Origin of the sequence: Candidatus Rickettsia colombianensi (assembly GCF_003664375.1) — a bacterium.
GTDB classification, from domain to species: domain Bacteria; phylum Pseudomonadota; class Alphaproteobacteria; order Rickettsiales; family Rickettsiaceae; genus Rickettsia; species Rickettsia tamurae.
In genome coordinates this window covers 95,532-113,422 of the sequence record NZ_RAQN01000013.1, presented here as the reverse complement: position 1 = coordinate 113,422, position 17,891 = coordinate 95,532, and the positions used below count along the sequence as shown (strand labels likewise).

The following is a 17,891-nucleotide window of genomic DNA, read 5'->3' as shown; positions in this document are numbered from 1 at the left end:
AAAAAATAGAATTCTTTTATGCTAAAAGTCAAGACATTTAAGTAAAATTATAGAAATTATTAGAGCATATTAATGAATGATGCATTAAAAACATATTTAACCGGTATAGGTTGGTTTTTACTTAGTTTAGTAAGTAGTAGTGCCAATGATGTAATGTCTAAATATCTTGGGACTCGTTTACATAGCTTTGAAGTAGCTTTTTTCCGCTTCTTTTTCAGTAGCATAGTGTTACTACCTTTTGTTGTTTATTACGGTAAAAATACCTTAAAAACAAGTTGTCCTTTTGTACATATATTAAGAGGGTTATTATTATTTTTTGGCATGACTTCTTGGACTTACGGTCTGACTATAGCTCCCGTTACTACTGCAACCGTTGTAAGTTTTTCTATTCCTTTATTTACTTTAATACTTGCCGTATTTTTTCTGAACGAAAATATTATTTGGCAAAGATGGGTAGTTACCGTAGTAGGATTTATAGGACTTGTTGTTACGCTTAAACCGCATGCCGAGGATTTTAACCCCGAAATTTTGTATTTTGTATTAGCGGCTATTTCATTTGCTATGCTTGACATTATTAATAAAAAATTCGTAATAAAAGAATCGATGATTAGCATGCTGTTTTATTCGGCAATAGTAACTGCTATAGTGTCGCTACCTGTAGCATCGCAGTATTGGCTAACTCCTAGTAGTTTTGAATTAGCTTTATTGTTTGTACTTGGTAGTAGTGGAAGCTTAATATTATTCTTCCTACTTAAAGCTTTTTCCATGGTAGATGCAACCGCTACCGCTCCTTATAGATATTTAGAGCTGGTGATTTCGGCAATAGCGGCATATTTCATATTTAACGAGTTTCCCGATAAAAGCACACTTCATGGAGCAGTAATAATAATTCCTGCCACCTTATTTATAATATACTCCGAAAAAAAAGCTATGAGTAAAAAACATGAATCGCAGTAAGCTAGTATTTTCAAGCGGTATCGCTAACACTTTTGAATGGTATGATTATGTATTATTCGGTTATTTTGCACCCATAATAGGAGCAAAATTTTTCCCGAATGATGATGCTAATACTTCTTTACTGCAAGCTTTTTTAGTCTTTGCTATAGGTTATTTGGCAAGACCGTTGGGTGGCATATTTTTTGGTGTTATCGGTGATAGATTTGGACGCAAAGTAGCCTTAACTAGTGCGTTATTTTGCATGTCTGCCCCAACCGTATTAATAGGAATATTACCAACTTACCATACTATCGGTATAACTGCGACTATATTAATGATTTGTGTACGAATTCTACAAGGATTATCAATGGGAGGAGCTTTGACCGGCTCTATTTCCTTTGTTATTGAGCATACTAGCCATAAACACCGAGGCTTCACCGGTAGTATTTCAATGTCTAGTATATGCTCCGGTTTATTGCTTGGTTCTTTTGTTTCTTATATAGTCAAGAATATTCTAACAGCTTCACAATTTGATAGTTTTAGCTGGAGAATACCTTTTTTACTTGGTTTTTTTATTCTTTTTGCAGCATTTTATATTAAAAAAAATACACACGAAACACCGAATTTTAAAAATCTAAGAGAGCAGAAAAAGATTTTACAATCACCGTTAAAAAAAGTCATTACCAATCATTGGTTTGATATATTAATCTCGATTTTTATCAATGCTCCCGGTTCAATAATATTCTATCTAACTACAATTTACTTGGTATCGTTTTTAAAAATCAGCCGCAACTTTACTGAAAATGAGGTAAATAGCCTCGCTAGCGTGTGTTACGTGATTATGATAGCCGTAACTTTATTAAGCGGTTATCTATCCGATATTATAGGTCGCAGGAAAATTTTCGTAATTAATCTGATAATAATTATTGTAACAACGCCGTTTTTACTTAATAATTTTGAGAACGGGGACTTCACAAGCGTAATTATCTCACAATTTATACTCGCTATACTTGCCGCTAGCTATATCGGTCCTGAACCGGCATTACAAGCAGAATTTTATCCTACAAATATACGTAACACTGCTCTCTCTATTTCATATAATACTGCTACAAGTATTTTTGGCGGTACTACGCCTCTTGTCTTTGAATATTTAGTACAAAAAACAGGGCATGTAACCTCGGCAGTTTATTATGTCATATTAAGCTGTATTTTTGCATTGATTGCCTTATCTTTTTACAAAAATAGAAGTTTAGATAAAATATGAAAAAAATTACAAAACCTGCAAACCTAGTTGAATTTAATGATAAAATTGTAGTCTTGACACCTAAGAGTTCTTACTATGGCAATGCTTACGAACACAAAATAACTAAAAAAGGATTAGTTTTTGCTAGTATCTCATAGGATAGCATAAATCACTCCAAAACTGTTGAAAAAATAGTAACGAGGCAATTTCAAGGATAGATATAGACTTATTCGGTACGTGCCATAGAGTTACTACGACTGTAACGACTGACCGACTACAGCAAGAAGAAAGCGGATCTTTAGAAATGAGACCTGCTTCTGCAAAAGAGATAGCCCAATTACAAAAGTTAGTACAAGATAATAAAATGATATTAGCATGCCAAACCAAAGAAAAAACACTAAAGATTTTAAGTAATTATTTACAGAAAGAATTTGGGATGCATGCTAATGAAACTACAGTAGCATCTTATGATGAGGTACATATAAGTGGAGCGAATGAAGAGCTAGAATAAGAGCTTTTTTGTAAATAGTAAACGAATTTCCAAAATTCTTCTTGATTTAATAACAAATATATGACAAAAAGAGTTTGAAATAATCTTGCTACTATAGCTCAGGGGTGGAGCACTTCATTGGTAATGAAGAGGTCGGGGGTTCAATTCCCCCTAGTAGCACCACCACACATCCTAAGCTTTGTGAGTTTTTAACCTTTCTTGAAAAGCTCATATGCTGATTTTAGTCTAGTTTCTGTCAGATACTATTAGTATTACGTTTATTTTATAAAGCTAAGTTGCAAATAATATAAAACTAATGTATGATTTACATTTAAAATACGGTAACGATTATTTTATTATATGATAGACATCCTTCTTTTTGTACATATTACTATTGCAATATTGCTAATTATAGTTATTCTGATGCAGCGTAGCGGATCGGATGGAATTAGTAGTATAAGCGGCGGTAATAATATGGGAGTAGTCAGTGCTAAAACAGTCGGTAATTTTCTTACTAAAAGCACTATAATACTTACAACATTATTTTTAATAAACGCAATAGTACTTGCTAACCTTTCCTCAAAAAAGAAATCTGATTTAGTTTCTAAGATTAATGCAATTGAAGAAAATCAAGCAGAAAATAGTTTACCTATAGCTAAATAGTTACAGCTGTAGTAATATCTCTAGTACTTGTCATTGTCTACCTTTGTTGGCATTGTTGCGTGGATCGGTAAAATACACTGTGTCACCCCGTGGCTTGACCCAATGGCATTCGGTTAAGCAAATTTACGTCTACTACGAGATGTAACCCACCTATTAATAGATTTACGCGATATTTTAGGATAGTGTCTATTTAACCTTACCTTTTGCCGTACTTTAGCTATAGAACTTATAATTTTTTGTAATGTATTATTAGTTAAAATACACCCTGTCATCACTAGATTTTCTAACTGCCTCGTTACGATTAGTAAACAGTTTTTAAAATTGATTTTTATCATTGAGATAGGATCAAAAGTATTGGTTATGTATTTATTATCTTCACTTTTGTTAGATGGAATTAATTTTTCTGCTTCAAACTCAAAAAACCTAGATAAATTGATTAATAATATATGAGCGTATAAAGCGTATAATTCTTGTTTAATACCTCTAGCTGATTTTGCATGAAAATCTTCTATTTCTATAAACCTCTTTGAGATTTTATAAAGTTCTTTTATACTCCATCTAGAGTGATAAATTTCATAAAAACATTCTTTGGGAAAAATATACTTATCTGTTAGAGTTGTAGCATATATATAAGTTGTATCATTTATTTTATGTTTAATTAAGCGTACCTTTAGCGGTCTAAATTTTAAATTATAACCATCCTTCTTTAGATCATGCATAACAGTTGTAGATGGCATATAATCTATAGTACTATCTTCTTGATCTGTTTCTATAAAATTCATAATCTCATTATTGGTATTATTTCTAATACCAAAAGGTATTCTAAAAATAACATGACAATTTTGTTCTATGATTTTATAAAGCATTAAGTAACTAAAATATCCCCTATCCAGTACTACAATATCTTTACTACCTAACTGTTGAATGTGTTCTAGAGCAGATAATCTTTCATTCAAATGTGCTTGCAAACTAAAGTCATATACCACCTTTTCTTGTATGTTATAAAGACAACTCATTAAACCTGGTGGATAGTAATTACCTTGATCTGCTGAACACACTATAAATCCTTCATTAATTAATTCTCTTGGTAAACTTACCCTTGATCCATCTATTGTAAATATTCTATAACCCTTTCAATTTGGTAAATCTTGAATCTTGTGCCAAAGAACCAATAAATTTTGATTCAATTCTATAAAAACATCTTCTGGTAATTTTTGTCTTGCCTCACATAATGAAGATGCAGCTACTGTTTTAGTTTAGGGTAATATAATATTTTTATCTAAACATGACTCCCAAAATTGAATAAGACTACTATACCATACCCTTGTTTATTATAACTTTGTACTAGTTTAAATAAAAATGTTACTAATATTTGTGTATTTAATACTCGTTTTCTTGTTTGCCACTTAGAATCAAATTTATCACTTACTTTTTTAAATATTTCGTTGACTTCAGACCAAAAAATTAATGATTTTGCTACCTCCATCTCAATATTCCTCTCTTTGTTATTACAATGAAAGTCATTATATCATATTTTTTATCTTAACCGAATGCCATTGGAGGAAAGATTGCTCCTAACATGTATGGTTGGTCTGCTATTCACTAGCAATAAAAATCGGTAATGTGTAGAAATGGTAGAATATTTATATGAGAATACGGAATTTCAAAAGTACGATAAATATGGCTATACTTTACATGATTGGGCAAGAGCAATAGGGAATGGTAAAATAGTACAATTTTTTCAGGATAAAAATCATAATAATAAAACGCCTCTAGAGCTAGCCGTAGAATCGAAAAATATCTCGTCAGTAAAAGCGTTAATTAGCAAAGGTGCTAAATTTGATATTAAAAGCGAACTCTGTTATAAGATTTTTGAACTTGCTATTGATTCTGAAGATTTGAGATTAATAGAGTATCTAGTAAATCATACGCTAGTCGGTAAAAACACGGGGCAGCAAACACTTTTAGAAAAAGTAACTCAATTTTATGACAAGAATATAAACACCTCAAAACTAGTAAAAATTTTGATTAAAGATTACGCCGAATTTGATAAAGCTTTAGGACAAAAGCTTTTACAAAAAGCAATATATGCCGGTGATTTAGAGTTAGTAGAAACTTTATATAGTAAAGGTGTTGATGCTCAGTACAAAGACCAATTAGGACGTCTAGCTCTGCATCATGCTATAAAAGCTAATTGCGGTGAAGAATTAATACAGTTTTTAATTGAACACACTACGGATATTAATTATCGTGATAAATCAGGCTTAAATCCTCTAGGTTTAGCAAAGAGTAATAATTATACAGTAGCTACAAAATTATCACTCGAAGCCGGTGCTTATGAAGGTTATATGTATGATGATGTTATTAAGGTATTAGGAGAGTACGGATACTAAATCGTCATTGCAAGAGGTATTGCCTGTGGTGGATACCGAGTCGTCATTGCGAGGAAATTGCATAGCAATTGACGAAGCAATCTCAGGATATTTGACAAGATTGCCACGCTCTCTACGTTCGCTCGCAATGACGATTCGGTCCACGCAACAAGGTCTGCTCGTAATGACGAAGGCCGGTCCACGCAGGCAACGCCGTTATGAAATGACATATAATCTATACAAATGCCACATATTCATACTAAATTTGTAAAAATATCATCTAAATAAATAGACATATTTAAAAAATTGTATTAAAATTATGACACTTTACTAAGTTATTTAATTTTTTTATTAAGGTTTACATATGGCGAATATTTCTCCAAAATTATTTCAAAAGGCAATTCACAAAGGTCTTAAAACCGCTTTATTCACCACCTCAACCGCAGCATTAATGCTGAGTAGTAGTGGGGTGTTGGGTGTTGCTGCGGGTGTTATTTCTAATAATAATGCAGCATTTAGTGATCTTGCTGCTGATGGTAATTGGCATGAGATAATGGCTGAAGGAGTAGCTAATGGTATTCCTGCTGACGGTCCTCAAGACAATAAGGCATTTACTTACGGTGGTAATCATAATATCACTGCAGATAAAGTCGGTCGTATTATTACGGCTATAAATGTTGCGGCTACTAATCCTGGAGGTCTAAATATTACTGAAGATACCAGCGTCGGTTCTATTGTTACAGGGGGTAACTTGTTGCCTGTTACTATTATTGCCGGCAAAAATTTAACTTTAACTGGTACTGCTGCGGTTGTTGCAAATCATGGTTTTGATGCTGCTGCTGATACTTATACGGGTTTAGGAAATATAACTTTAAAGGGAGCGAATGCTGGATTAATTATACAATCTGCAACTCCGGCAAAGATAACACTTACAGGAAATATAGATGCAGGAGGTATAATAACTGTCAATACAGATGCTGCCATTAACGGAACAATAGGTAATGTTAATCCAGCAGCTCAAATAAGCATTGGGGCAAGTACCCTTTCTCTTGGAGGGGCGGTTATTAAAGCCACTACGACTAACTTAACAAATGCTGCGTCAGTATTAACCCTTACAAATGCAAATGCAGTATTAACAGGTGCTATTGATAACACCACAGGCGGTGATAATGTAGGTGTCTTAAATTTAAATGGTGTATTGAGTCAAGTCACCGGGAATATAGGTAATACAAACTCATTAGCCACAATAAGTGTAGGAGCAGGTACGGCTACGTTAGGGGGAGCGGTTATTAAAGCTACTACGATTAAATTAACAAATGATGCGTCAGCATTGACATTTACAAATCCTGTAGTGGTGACCGGAGCAATAGATAATAAGGGTAATGCAAATAACGGTGTGGTAACGTTTACCGGAGCAAGTACGGTAACTGGTAATATCGGTAATACAGAGGCATTAGCAGAGTTAAGTGTAGGAGCAGGTTTGTTACAAGTAAGAGGCGGTGTAGTAAAAGCGAATGCAATAAACTTAACGAATAATGCGTCAGCATTGACATTTACAAATCCTGTAGTGGTGACCGGAGCAATAGATAATAAGGGTAATGCAAATAACGGTGTGGTAACGTTTACCGGAGCAAGTACAGTAACTGGTAATATCGGTAATACAGAGGCATTAGCAGAGTTAAGTGTAGGAGCAGGTTTGCTACAAGTAAGAGGCGGTGTAGTAAAAGCGAATGCAATAAACTTAATGAATAATGCGTCAGCATTGACATTTATGGATCCAGTAATAGTAACCGGAGCAATAGATAATAAGGGTAATGCAAATAACGGTGTGGTAACGTTTACCGGAGCAAGTACGGTAACTGGTAATATCGGTAATACAGAGGCATTAGCAGAGTTAAGTGTAGGAGCAGGTTTGCTACAAGTAAGAGGCGGTGTAGTAAAAGCGAATGCAATAAACTTAACGAATAATGCGTCAGCATTGACATTTACAAATCCTGTAGTGGTGACCGGAGCAATAGATAATAAGGGTAATGCAAATAACGGTGTGGTAACGTTTACCGGAGCAAGTACGGTAACTGGTAATATCGGTAATACAGAGGCATTAGCAGAGTTAAGTGTAGGAGCAGGTTTGCTACAAGTAAGAGGCGGTGTAGTAAAAGCGAATGCAATAAACTTAACGAATAATGCGTCAGCATTGACATTTATGGATCCAGTAATAGTAACCGGAGCAATAGATAATAAGGGTAATGCAAATAACGGTGTGGTAACGTTTACCGGAGCAAGTACGGTAACTGGTAATATCGGTAATACAGAGGCATTAGCAGAGTTAAGTGTAGGAGCAGGTTTGCTACAAGTAAGAGGCGGTGTAGTAAAAGCGAATGCAATAAACTTAACGAATAATGCGTCAGCATTGACATTTACAAATCCTGTAGTGGTGACCGGAGCAATAGATAATAAGGGTAATGCAAATAACGGTGTGGTAACGTTTACCGGAGCAAGTACAGTAACTGGTAATATCGGTAATACAGAGGCATTAGCAGAGTTAAGTGTAGGAGCAGGTTTGCTACAAGTAAGAGGCGGTGTAGTAAAAGCGAATGCAATAAACTTAATGAATAATGCGTCAGCATTGACATTTACAAATCCTGTAGTGGTGACCGGAGCAATAGATAATAAGGGTAATGCAAATAACGGTGTGGTAACGTTTACCGGAGCAAGTACGGTAACTGGTAATATCGGTAATACAGAGGCATTAGCAGAGTTAAGTGTAGGAGCAGGTTTGCTACAAGTAAGAGGTGGTGTAGTAAAAGCGAATGCAATAAACTTAACGAATAATGTGTCAGCATTGACATTTACAAATCCTGTAGTGGTGACCGGAGCAATAGATAATAAGGGTAATGCAAATAACGGTGTGGTAACGTTTACCGGAGCAAGTACGGTAACTGGTAATATCGGTAATACAGAGGCATTAGCAGAGTTAAGTGTAGGAGCAGGTTTGCTACAAGTAAGAGGCGGCGTAGTAAAAGCGAATGCAATAAACTTAACGAATAATGCATCAGCATTGACATTTACAAATCCTGTAGTGGTGACCGGAGCAATAGATAATAAGGGTAATGCAAATAACGGTGTGGTAACGTTTACCGGAGCAAGTACAGTAACTGGTAATATCGGTAATACAGAGGCATTAGCAGAGTTAAGTGTAGGAGCAGGTTTGCTACAAGTAAGAGGCGGTGTAGTAAAAGCGAATGCAATAAACTTAATGAATAATGCGTCAGCATTGACATTTATGGATCCAGTAATAGTAACCGGAGCAATAGATAATAAGGGTAATGCAAATAACGGTGTGGTAACGTTTACCGGAGCAAGTACGGTAACTGGTAATATCGGTAATACAGAGGCATTAGCAGAGTTAAGTGTAGGAGCAGGTTTGCTACAAGTAAGAGGCGGTGTAGTAAAAGCGAATGCAATAAACTTAATGAATAATGCGTCAGCATTGACATTTATGGATCCAGTAATAGTAACCGGAGCAATAGATAATAAGGGTAATGCAAATAACGGTGTGGTAACGTTTACCGGAGCAAGTACGGTAACTGGTAATATCGGTAATACAGAGGCATTAGCAGAGTTAAGTGTAGGAGCAGGTTTGCTACAAGTAAGAGGTGGTGTAGTAAAAGCGAATGCAATAAACTTAACGAATAATGCGTCAACATTGACATTTATGGATCCAGTAATAGTAACCGGAGCAATAGATAATAAGGGTAATGCAAATAACGGTGTAGCAACATTTACCGGTGATAGTACAGTAACCGGCAATATAGGTAATACAGCAGCATTAGCAACAGTGAATGTAGAAGCAGGAATAACATTACAAGTCGGAGGAAACTTAATTACAAATAATATAAATTTTGGAGCAGGCAGTACGTTAGAGTTTAACGGTCCTCTTGATGGTGGTGGTAACATAATTACTTATGGGTTTAAAGGAGCTATAGTAAAAGGTAATAATGCTACATTAAATGTTAATACAAAGTTACTTGTAGCATATGATCCAACTGCGGGAACAATCGCAACAATCAATATTAAAGCCGATAATAATTTTGCATTTGATGCAAGTGCCGGTGATGTTACTATATTAGATGGTCAAGCGATTGTTTTTGAAGATGCAAATTCTATTTTAACTCTTTCTAACCTAACCGGAGGCGGAGTAAATAATATATTATTAGCAGCTGATTTAGCGGCACCTGGTGCCAATGAAGGTCATTTAATCTTTGATGGTGGGGTTAATGGACTGAATATCGGAAGTAATGTAGCAGGTACTGTTAGAAATATTGGTGATGCAGGCGGTGATAAATTTGAAAATTTACTTATTAAGCATGTGGTTACAATAACCGACGATATAAATTTAGGTATACATGACTTGGTTATTAACGATAATGCAGATTTTACTAGTAGTACAGCATTTAATGCTGATGCTATACAAATAAACAATGCTACTTATAGGATTGATGCAAATGGCGGTGATTTAAATGTACCGGCAGCAAATATTGAATTTGCCCATGCAGATGCAGAGTTAGTATTACAAAATAGTTCAAATGCAAATGACCGTACAATCACATTAGGTGCAGATATAGATCCTGATAATGATGATGAAGGTATAGTAACCTTAAATTCCGTAAACGCAGGAAGAAAATTAACAATAGACGGAGGGGTTACATTCGGTGGAGCTAAGAGGTTACAAGCTATAAAATTTCAAGGAGCAGGAAATTTGGGTACAGTAGGTATCACTTTCAATACAACAAATATAGAGCTTGATACTACAGGTGTGCTAGAGCTTGGAGCTACTACGGCGAATGTAACATTAATTAATGATGCCGTTCAGTTAACTCAAACCGGTAATATTGGCGGTTTCTTAGATTTTAATGCAAAAAACTGTACGGTAACATTAAATAACAATGTAAATGTTGCGGGAGCAGTCCAAAATATCGGTGGTACTAATAAGGGTACGTTAATAGCTTTAGGTGCAAGTAATCTTAATAGCGTAAACGGGATTGCTATGTTAAAAGTCGGTGCAGGAGCTGTAAGCATAACCAAAGGCGGTAATACTAGCATCACCGAGATCCAAGGTAACGGTACTGCACTCTTAACATTACCTGCAAACTTTAACTTAACAGGCAGCATAAATAAAACCGGCGGTCAGGCTCTGAAGCTAAACTTCACAAATGGTGGCAGTGTTAGTGGTGTTGTAGGGACTGCAGCTAATTCGGTTGGTGATATCACAACGGCAGGTGCTACAAGTTTTTCAAGTAGTGTTAACGCAAAAGGTACGGCGACGCTCAGTGGTACTACAAGTTTTACCGATACATTTACTCATATAGGTGCTGTTACTTTAACCAAAGGTTCTATCACTAATTTTGTTAAAAATGTAACGGCTACCAGCTTTGCAGCTAACAGTGCTACTATTAGTTTCGGCAATAGCCTAGCCTTTAATAGTAATATAACAGGTAGCGGTACTACGCTTACTTTAGGTGCAAATCAAGTAACATATACCGGCACCGGTAGCTTTACCGATACGCTAACCTTAAATACTACCTTTGACGGAGCAGCTAAGTCAGGCGGTAATATCTTAATTAAATCAGGCAGTACTCTTGATTTATCAGGGGTTTCAACTTTAGCACTTGTTGTTACTGCTACTAATTTCGACATTAATAATATAGATCCAAATACCAAATATACGGTAATATCTGCAGAAACAGCAGGTGGTTTAAAGCCTACTCCCGCAGATAATGTTAAAGTAACCATTAATAATGACAACCGCTTTGTCAACTTTACTTTTGATGCATCAACTTTAACGCTATTTGCTAAGGATGTATCTCAAGAAGTGATAGATAACAACTTCAAACCGGGCGGACCACTTGCAAATATCCCAAATGCTGCAAATGTAAAGGAATCGCTTGAGTTAATGGAGCAAGCACCAATCGGTTCGGATGCACGTTTAGCTTTTGGTAACTGGGGAAAACTGACTCCAATCCAAGGAGCAGATGCTGTAACTCACCTCATGCAAGATGTTGTAAAACCTAGCGATACTATAGCTGCTATTAATAATCAAGTTATACTAAGTAATATCTCAAGTAGCTTAATTAATCTAAATGCTAGAATGGATGCAATACAGCCGGCTGCTGTAGCTGCCGGTGATGAGGACAGAGATGCTAAGTTTGGTGCATGGATAAGTCCGTTTGTCGGTAATGCAACGCAGAAGATGCGTAACAATATAAGCGGTTATAAGTCTGATACAACTGGTGGCACTATAGGTTTTGACGGCTTAGTTAACGATGATCTAGCACTCGGGCTTGCATATACAAGAGCCAATACTGATATCAAACTGAAAAATAATAAGACGGGCGATAATAAGGTAGAGAGTAACATCTATTCCGTATACGGTTTATATAATGTACCTTATGAAAATCTTTTCGTTGAAGCTATAGCATCTTACTCGGATAATAAGATAAGAAGCAAATCAAGACGTGTTATTGCAACGGCATTAGCGACTACTGCTTATCAAACTGCAAACGGTAAGTATAAATCCGAAAGCTATACAGGTCAGTTAATGGCTGGTTATACTTATGCAATGCCTGAGAACATTAACTTAACACCGCTAGCTGGGCTTAGATATTCGACTATCAAAGATAAGGGCTATAAAGAAACGGGTACTACTTACCAAAATCTTACTGTTAAAGGCAAGAACTATAACACTTTCGATGGTTTACTCGGTGCTAAAGTATCAAGTAATATCAATGTAGGTGAAGTAGTACTAACACCTGAGCTTTACGCAATGGTTGATTATGCATTCAAGAATAAAGTTCCGGCGATTGATGCAAGATTACAAGGTATGACTGCTCCTTTCCCAACCAACAGCTTTAAGCAAAACAAAACAAGCTTTGATGTCGGCATTGGTGTTACTGCTAAGCACAAAATGATGGAATACGGTATTAACTACGATACAAATATTGGAAGTAAGTATTTCGCTCAGCAAGGTAGTGTAAAAGTTCGTGTGAATTTCTAATATGCTTGGTGTCATCCTGTGGCTTGTCCACGGTATCCAGTCTTTTTTTATGGATCCCGTGGTCAAGCCATAGGGTGACACTGAGGATCTTAAATAAAATTATGTTAGATAATATTAGAAAAACTGCCGATAGTTTTATAATGCGGGTTTTATTCGTAATGATAGCTTTTGCTTTTGTCGGCTTTGGTATTAAAGATGTATTACACGGAAGAAGAAGCGGTGATATTGTTACTTTTTCTCATGTGAAAAATATCTCCCAGGAAGATTTTTTGAGAGCAAAATCTTTAGAAATTAATGCTATAAGTAAGCAAATGGGAACAAGTTTAACCGATGAAGAAATAGCACAGTTAAATATTGATAACCGAATCCTAAAAAGGCTTGTTTATGATAATGTCTTAGATTATCTAGTTAGCTATTATGACTTAGATCTAAGTGATGATACAGTTAAAATTTTAGTTAAAGAATCACCGGTTTTTAAAAATGAGCAAGGTGTTTTCGATATAAAAATTTTTAAAACTTATTTTAGAAATTCTTATATGGATGAAGAAAAATATTTATTAAACTTCAAAGAAAAAGCTCTAAAAAATATTTTTGTCGATACTTTTGTAGAAAGTTTCTATGTTCCTAAAGCTATGACTGACAATATAGTAGATTATATGGCTGAAAAAAGAGAGGTAGAATTAATACAAATAGATTTACAAAATAAACCAAAAGATTTACAAATCCCTACTCCTACCGATCAGCAATTAAAGGATTTTTACCAAGATAATAAAACCTCGTTTGAGGTACCTGAGAAACGCAGCTTTTCTTATATTAAAGCTAATATTAAGGATTTAAAAGTCTCAGTTACTCAAGATGAGTTGCTAGAATTTTATAATGAAAATAAAGATGAGTTTGGGAATCAAAGTTTTGAATCGGTACAAAAACAATTACATGATTTATTAAAGGCTCAAAAAATCGACATACTTAATATGGAGTTTGCTAAAAAGCTGGAAGATGAGACGGCAGCTGGTTCTAGCTTAGTTGAAATTGCCGAAAAATATAAGCTACCGATACAAAACGTTAACTATGTCAGTTATGCAGAACTTATTGAAGATAAAATAATTGCCGAAAATGCCGATAGTATTTTTGAGCTTTCGGAAGGAGAATTATCTTATCCTATAGAAGCAGAAGATAAAAGTTATCTTATATTGGTAGAATTAAAATCTATTCAGCCAGCAAAAATACCTGAATTTGATGCTATTAAAGAACAGGTAAATAAAGTTTGGATAAAGCAGAATATCGTAGATGTAAACTTAAAGATTATCAAGGATTTAGCAAAGGAATATAATTCAGAGCAAGAGAATATAAAAGAGCTTAAAGCTAACGGAATAAAAATAAGCAAAAAAAATTATATTAGATCCGAAATGGAAAATGATTTAACACTAACTCCTGAAATATTATTATCAATTTTTAATACTAAAATAGGAAGTAATACGCCTGTATTCCAAGTAGGTGATGAAGTATATTTTGCACATATTAAATCTAGAAGTATAGATGAATTAACGGCTAAAAATATTCATGTCGATTCAGAAAAAAATATAATATATAATATTAAAAATTCTGTAATTGACGAACTAATTAACTACACAATTATTCAGAATGATATGCAGGTAAAGGCTAATTTTAGTAAGTAGGGAAACCCATAGAGTCATACCGTATCGTCATTACGAGGAAATTACGAAGGAATTGACGAAGCAATCTCAGGATATTTGATGAAATTGCCATGCAGCCTACGGCTGCTCGCAAGGCATTGTTGCGTGGACCGGTAAAATCCACTGTGTCACCCCGTGGTTTGACCACGGGTCCATAAAAACAATAAAAAATACTAATAATTTTAGTATTTTTAACTGGATCCCGCGATCAAGTTGCGGGATGACAATTAGGAAACTGGTCCACGCAACAATGCCTGCTCGCAATGACGATAAAATAAGCCGCACATTATAAACAAAAAAATAGAACTATGAGCTTTAAAGATTTACCGGAGTTTTTAAAATTTTTAGAAAAAAACGGTGAGTTAAAGCGTATTTCTGTTGAAGTTAAAACTGACCTAGAAATTACTGAAATTAGTAGAAGAGTATTAGCACAAGGCGGACCTGCATTACTTTTTGAAAATGTTATAAAAGCCGACGGCATTAAGTCCGACATACCTATTCTAACTAATCTTTATGCTAGTATAAATCGTATTTGTATGGGGCTTAAACTTAAGTCACCCAAAGAATTAAGAGAGCTTGGTGTTTTACTAGCATTCCTTAAACAGCCGCAACCTCCCGCATCTTTTAAAGAAACATTGTCAATGCTACCGCTAGCTAAGCGTATATTTGCTATGTCTCCTAAAACCGTATCAAAAGCAGCTTGTCATGAAATCGTCATTGACAAACCGAATATCAATATATTGCCGATTCAAAGATGTTGGCCTGATGATATTTCGCCTTTAATTACTTGGGGGATAGTAGTTACTAAAGGACCAACAAAAGATAAAATCGATAATTACAACCTTGGCATATATAGAATGCAGGTTATTTCAGAAAATAAGCTATTGATGCGTTGGTTAAAGTTACGAGGTGGAGCAGAGCATCATAAAAGTTGGAAAGAAGCAAAAAAAGAACCGTTTCCTGCTGTTATCGTTATTGGGGCAAATCCAGCGGTAACTTTGGCAGCGGTTACGCCGATACCTGAGAATATCTCAGAGTATAATTTTGCAGGTTTACTCGGTAATGAAAAAGTAGAGCTGGTGCAATGCAAAACTATTGACCTCAAAGTACCTGCACATAGTGAAATAGTGCTGGAAGGCTATGTAAGTTTAGAGGAGTATTTGCCTGAAGGTCCTTTTGGAGATCACACCGGATATTATAATGATGTTGAGGAGTTTCCGGTATTTACCGTAACGGCAATAACGATGAAGAAAAATCCCGTATATTTAAGTACCTATACTGGAAAACCGCCTGATGAGCCGTCAATCTTAGGTGAAGCATTAAATGAAATTTTTATTCCTATCTTGCAGCAACAATTTCCGGAAATAGTCGATTTTTGGCTTCCACCTGAAGGTTGTTCATATAGAGTTGTAGTAGTATCGATTAAAAAATCCTATCCTGGTCATGCTAAAAGAATAATGCTTGGGATTTGGTCTTACTTACGGCAATTTATGTATAGTAAATTTATTATCGTTGTAGATGACGATATTGATGTTCGTAATTGGCAAGAAGTAATTTGGGCAATAGCAACAAGAAGCGATCCAAGGCGTGATACGAGCTTTATAGATAATTCTCCGATAGATTATTTGGATTTTGCATCACCTGATTCAGGGCTTGGTAGTAAAATGGGAATAGATGCAACCGATAAAATATACCCTGAGACAAATAGAAAATGGGGTAAAAAAATAGAAATGAGTCAGGAAGTTATCGACAAGGTTGATAGTATATGGAATAGTTTAATGACATAAGGTATACTCGTTTAATTTGAAAAATTGGCGTTGTTGTTTTATATTTTTTGATCCTCACGTACTAGTATGTACGCTGCGGTCAAAAAATATAAAACGCCTTGCTTTTTTCCAAATTAAACTTCGTCTACGTTTATATTAATTGTTAACTTTTTAGAAGTATCTTGGAACTAACATCCCGCACGAGACGATAATTAATAATTTTAAAAAAATTGCCGATAAATATCAAGAGCTTATTTTACATTTCATGCAAGGTAGGGGGAGTATGATCCCTAGGAGCCTAATTGATAGTGATAAAAACAGAATTATAGCTTCTTTAATGGTAGAACAGTTTTGGGCAAATCCTAAAAAATTTTGCTTAATATTGAATATATTGATAAGTTAAGAGAGCTTACAGCAAGTAGCTTTGCAAAATTTGTCGGTAGTCCGGCAAAAGCTGTATTTTCTCCAGATAATAGAGATAAAAGATTTAAAGATTCTTCATAAGAGGGTAATGCTTATTTTGACTTTGTTAAACAATATTATTTACTATCTAGTGAGTGGCTTAAGAAGAATATAGAACAGTATGAGCTATCAAATGATCTCAAGCAACATTTAGAGTTTGTAACTAAACATTTTATCGATGCTTTTTCACCTTCAAATTTTGCTTTTTGTAATCCAAAAGTTTTACGTGAGACATTAGAAAGCGGCGGTCAAAATCTAGTACAAGGATTAGAAAATTGCTTAAGAGATATAAAAAGTTCTGGTGATATATTAAATATCAAAACTACTGATAAATCTGCTTTTAAACTCGGTAAGAATATTGCTGCAACAAAAGGAAAATTCATAAGATTCCGATATTTATTATTCCGCCATGCATAAATAAATATTATATACTCGATTTATCTCCGCATAATTCTTTAGTATCTTTTTTGGTAGAAAATAATTTTCAAGTTTTTCTTATTTCATGGGTTAACCCTGATATCTCTCTATCGGAAAAAGGCTTCGAGGATTACTTAAAAGACAGTATTTTAGCACCTTTTGAGTATGTGAGAAATCTTGGTTTTAAAAAAATTGATTTTGTCGGATATTGCATGGGAGGTACATTCCTTGCTATAATTATCGCATACTTCAAAGCAAAGAAAATAGATTCCGTTCATAGTGCTACTTTCTTTACTACTTTGCTTGATTATACTCATCCCGGTGAGCTTGGAATATTTTTTAATGAAGCTACGATTAACTACATTAAGGAAGGTATAAAACTAAAAGGCTATTTTGATGGGCAGTATTTATCAAATAGTTTTAGTTTGCTAAGGGCTAATGATTTAATTTGGACATTTTTTGTCAATAATTAGTTACTCGGTAAAAAACCGATGCCTTTTGATTTACTATATTGGAATGCGGATTCTACTAACTTGCCGGCAAAAATGTATGAGGAATATTTACAAAATACATATTGCAATAACTTGCTAAAAGAGTCTAATAATTTAGAGGTGCTCGGAACAAAAATAGATCTTAGAAAAGTTGATTGTAACTCTTTTTTTGTAGCTGCAAAAGAAGATCATATAGCTCCATGGCGTTCAATATATGATGAAACGGACATAAGATTTTTTGTCTCACGGATTCAAGGCATGTAGCAGGTGTAGTTAATCCTCCTACGATTGCTAAATATAATT

At 34.8% G+C, this 17,891-nt stretch carries 14 protein-coding genes, 1 tRNA gene and 2 pseudogenes; 14 read left to right on the top strand and 3 right to left on the bottom strand.

Annotation, left to right across the window (positions count from 1 at the left end):
• The first annotated feature begins 72 nt into the window (after positions 1–72).
• From D6968_RS04795 to secG, 5 genes are all read left to right on the top strand, one after another.
• Positions 73–957, top strand: coding sequence for a DMT family transporter (locus tag D6968_RS04795; RefSeq protein WP_121543787.1), 885 nt, complete (start codon positions 73–75; stop codon positions 955–957).
• Positions 944–2,200 (top strand): MFS transporter, encoded by a 1,257-nt coding sequence (locus D6968_RS04790; protein WP_121543785.1) that lies wholly within the window; start codon positions 944–946, stop codon positions 2,198–2,200. Before D6968_RS04795 ends, D6968_RS04790 begins: the two co-directional genes overlap by 14 nt.
• A 283-nt stretch (positions 2,201–2,483) precedes the next feature.
• On the top strand, positions 2,484–2,690 hold the full coding sequence (locus D6968_RS04785) for a hypothetical protein (protein ID WP_121543783.1): 207 nt from the start codon (positions 2,484–2,486) through the stop codon (positions 2,688–2,690).
• 87 nt (positions 2,691–2,777) lie between these two features.
• Positions 2,778–2,852: transfer RNA gene (locus tag D6968_RS04780), tRNA-Thr, on the top strand.
• Positions 2,853–3,029: 177 nt separating this feature from the next.
• Positions 3,030–3,332 (top strand): preprotein translocase subunit SecG, encoded by a 303-nt coding sequence (gene secG / locus D6968_RS04775; protein WP_121543781.1) that lies wholly within the window; start codon positions 3,030–3,032, stop codon positions 3,330–3,332.
• Positions 3,333–3,445: 113 nt separating this feature from the next.
• Here secG and D6968_RS04770 read toward each other — a convergent pair whose 3' ends face one another.
• Both D6968_RS04770 and D6968_RS04765 read right to left on the bottom strand, forming a co-directional pair.
• On the bottom strand, positions 3,446–4,453 hold the full coding sequence (locus D6968_RS04770) for a transposase (protein WP_121543779.1): 1,008 nt from the start codon (positions 4,451–4,453) through the stop codon (positions 3,446–3,448).
• A 158-nt stretch (positions 4,454–4,611) separates the two neighbouring features.
• Positions 4,612–4,818 carry a hypothetical protein gene (locus D6968_RS04765; protein WP_121543016.1) on the bottom strand — a complete coding sequence of 69 codons (207 nt, stop codon included), beginning with the start codon at positions 4,816–4,818 and terminating at the stop codon, positions 4,612–4,614.
• 72 nt (positions 4,819–4,890) lie between these two features.
• Between D6968_RS04765 and D6968_RS06150 the strand changes: the two are divergent.
• The 4 genes and pseudogenes from D6968_RS06150 to D6968_RS04745 all read left to right on the top strand — a co-directional run.
• A pseudogene (locus D6968_RS06150) lies at positions 4,891–5,122 on the top strand (ankyrin repeat domain-containing protein); the annotation flags it as partial.
• A gap of 9 nt (positions 5,123–5,131) precedes the next feature.
• On the top strand, positions 5,132–5,725 hold the full coding sequence (locus tag D6968_RS05375) for an ankyrin repeat domain-containing protein (RefSeq protein WP_410519446.1): 594 nt from the start codon (positions 5,132–5,134) through the stop codon (positions 5,723–5,725).
• 343 nt (positions 5,726–6,068) lie between these two features.
• Positions 6,069–12,758: an autotransporter outer membrane beta-barrel domain-containing protein gene (locus D6968_RS04750; RefSeq protein WP_121543775.1), complete on the top strand. Its 6,690-nt coding sequence runs from the start codon at positions 6,069–6,071 to the stop codon at positions 12,756–12,758.
• Positions 12,759–12,859: 101 nt separating this feature from the next.
• Entirely contained in the window at positions 12,860–14,434 is a 1,575-nt protein-coding gene (locus D6968_RS04745; protein WP_121543773.1) for a SurA N-terminal domain-containing protein, read from the top strand.
• 96 nt (positions 14,435–14,530) lie between these two features.
• Here the strand turns inward: D6968_RS04745 and D6968_RS05370 are convergent, their stop codons facing one another.
• Positions 14,531–14,737: a hypothetical protein gene (locus D6968_RS05370; protein WP_177717348.1), complete on the bottom strand. Its 207-nt coding sequence runs from the start codon at positions 14,735–14,737 to the stop codon at positions 14,531–14,533.
• Positions 14,738–14,760: 23 nt separating this feature from the next.
• Here D6968_RS05370 and D6968_RS04735 point away from each other — a divergent pair, with 23 nt between their 5' ends.
• The 5 genes and pseudogenes from D6968_RS04735 (at position 14,761) to D6968_RS06135 (ending at position 17,852) form a co-directional block, all read left to right on the top strand.
• Positions 14,761–16,239, top strand: a complete 1,479-nt coding sequence (locus D6968_RS04735; protein ID WP_121543771.1) for a UbiD family decarboxylase — start codon at positions 14,761–14,763, stop codon at positions 16,237–16,239.
• Positions 16,240–16,590: 351 nt separating this feature from the next.
• Positions 16,591–16,722, top strand: coding sequence for a hypothetical protein (locus D6968_RS06340; protein ID WP_281269453.1), 132 nt, complete (start codon positions 16,591–16,593; stop codon positions 16,720–16,722).
• Between the two features lie 66 nt (positions 16,723–16,788).
• Positions 16,789–17,090, top strand: a pseudogene (locus tag D6968_RS06145) (PHA/PHB synthase family protein); the annotation flags it as partial.
• Positions 17,067–17,570, top strand: coding sequence for an alpha/beta fold hydrolase (locus D6968_RS06140; protein WP_342767367.1), 504 nt, complete (start codon positions 17,067–17,069; stop codon positions 17,568–17,570). The pseudogene D6968_RS06145 and the gene D6968_RS06140, both read left to right, overlap by 24 nt.
• Positions 17,571–17,588: 18 nt before the next feature.
• Positions 17,589–17,852: a hypothetical protein gene (locus tag D6968_RS06135; RefSeq protein WP_245969334.1), complete on the top strand. Its 264-nt coding sequence runs from the start codon at positions 17,589–17,591 to the stop codon at positions 17,850–17,852.
• Positions 17,853–17,891 lie beyond the last annotated feature (39 nt).